The sequence below is a fragment of the Aeromicrobium sp. PFPM2_SD2 genome (genome assembly GCF_057364525.1).
Map to the genome: position 1 here is coordinate 1 of NZ_JBNFNZ010000436.1, position 2,034 is coordinate 2,034.

Here is a 2,034-nt window from a genome sequence, read left to right on the forward strand (position 1 = left end):
ACCTGCAGGGCCGCGGTCGAGGCCGCCGAGCCCCGACGAGCGCGCCCGCGTGCTCGCCGAGGCGCTCACCGGCGACGGCTTCGCCGCCTCGGTCATCTCGACCGAGCGCGGCGAGCAGATGTGCCAGCACCACTGCCCGGTCGCGCACGTCGCGGGGGAGTTCCCCGAGCTGTGCGAGGCCGAGGCCGAGATGTTCTCCCGGGTGCTCGGCACCCATGTCCAGAGGCTGGCGACGATCGCCCACGGCGACGGCGTCTGCACCACGTTCCTTCCCCGTACCACCGTCCAGGCAGAGAGGCGCCACGCATGACCATCTCGCAGGAGACCAACTCGATCGAGGAGCTCAACCCCGGGCTCAAGGACGTCGGCCGCTACGAGTTCGGCTGGGCCGACGCGGACGTCGCCGGCGCGAACGTGCAGCGCGGGCTCAACGAGGAGGTCGTGCGCAACATCTCCTCGCTCAAGGACGAGCCGCAGTGGATGCTCGACCTGCGCCTGAAGGGCCTCAAGCTCTTCGGCCGCAAGCCGATGCCCGCGTGGGGCGCCGACCTGGACGGCATCGACTTCGACAACATCAAGTACTTCGTGCGGTCCACCGAGAAGCAGGCCGCCACGTGGGACGACCTGCCCGAGGACATCAAGAACACCTACGACAAGCTCGGCATCCCGGAGGCGGAGAAGCAGCGCCTCGTCTCGGGCGTCGCGGCCCAGTACGAGTCCGAGGTCGTCTACCACTCCATCCGCGAGGACCTCGAGGCCCAGGGCGTGCTGTTCCTGGACACCGACACCGCGCTCAAGGAGCACCCGGAGATCTTCCAGGAGTACTTCGGCACGGTCATCCCGGTGGGCGACAACAAGTTCGCCGCGCTGAACACGGCCGTGTGGTCCGGCGGCTCGTTCATCTACGTGCCCAAGGGCGTCCACGTCGACATCCCGCTGCAGGCCTACTTCCGCATCAACACCGAGAACATGGGCCAGTTCGAGCGGACGCTGATCATCGCCGACGAGGACTCCTACGTCCACTACGTCGAGGGCTGCACCGCGCCGATCTACTCCTCGGACTCGCTGCACTCGGCCGTCGTCGAGATCATCGTCAAGAAGGGCGCCCGCGTCCGCTACACGACGATCCAGAACTGGTCGAACAACGTGTACAACCTGGTCACCAAGCGCGCCGTCTGCGAGGAGGGCGCGACCATGGAGTGGGTCGACGGCAACATCGGCTCCAAGGTGACGATGAAGTACCCGGCCGTCTACCTCATGGGCGAGCACGCCAAGGGCGAGACGCTGTCCATCGCCTTCGCCGGCGAGGGCCAGCACCAGGACGCCGGCGCCAAGATGGTCCACGCCGCGCCGAACACGTCCAGCTCGATCCTCAGCAAGTCGGTCGCCCGTGGCGGCGGACGCACGTCCTACCGCGGCCTGCTCCAGGTGCTCGAGGGCGCCGAGGGCTCGGCCAGCACGGTCAAGTGCGACGCGCTGCTGGTCGACCAGATCAGCCGCTCGGACACCTACCCCTACGTCGACGTCCGCGAGGACGACGTGACGCTGGGCCACGAGGCGACGGTCTCCAAGGTCAGCGACGACCAGCTGTTCTACTTCATGTCGCGCGGCATGGAGGAGGACGAGGCCATGGCGATGATCGTGCGCGGCTTCGTCGAGCCGATCGCCCGTGAGCTGCCGATGGAGTACGCCCTCGAGCTCAACCGCCTCATCGAGCTGCAGATGGAGGGCGCGGTCGGCTGACGCCGGTCCGTCCCCGTCCCGTTCCCTTCACACAGGAAGACATCAGTGGAGAACCTCAGCAACGTCCTGGAGCTCGAGCCCGTCGAGTCCCACCTGCACCCGGAGGGGTCCTTCGACCTCGCCGACCACGCCGTGCCGAACGGCCTGGAGGAGATCTGGCGCTTCACGCCGCTCAAGCGGCTGCGTGACGTCCATGGCGAGGCGCCGCTCGACGGCGGCGACCTGACCGCCACGGTCAGCGGCCCGGACGCCGTGCGCGTCGCGGTCGTCCCGGCCGCCGGACTCGGCCCG

General features: G+C 68.5%; 2 protein-coding genes and 1 pseudogene. All 3 read left to right on the plus strand.

Annotated elements, in window-relative coordinates; all coding sequences use genetic code 11:
• On the plus strand, positions 1–310 hold a 310-nt coding region (locus AC2W7G_RS14735; protein ID WP_485869101.1), incomplete at its 5' end, for a helix-turn-helix transcriptional regulator.
• The gene (gene sufB / locus AC2W7G_RS14740; protein WP_485869102.1) at positions 307–1,743 is read left to right on the plus strand and encodes a Fe-S cluster assembly protein SufB; all 1,437 of its coding nucleotides are present in this window, start codon (positions 307–309) and stop codon (positions 1,741–1,743) included. The genes AC2W7G_RS14735 and sufB, both read left to right, overlap by 4 nt.
• A gap of 45 nt (positions 1,744–1,788) precedes the next feature.
• Positions 1,789–2,034 (plus strand): annotated as a pseudogene (locus tag AC2W7G_RS14745) (Fe-S cluster assembly protein SufD); the annotation flags it as partial.

Bases quoted from the DNA above. Each gene is read 5' to 3' on its own strand.
- sufB (WP_485869102.1), top strand. From the start codon at position 307: ATGACCATCTCGCAGGAGACCAACTCGATCGAGGAGCTCAACCCCGGG.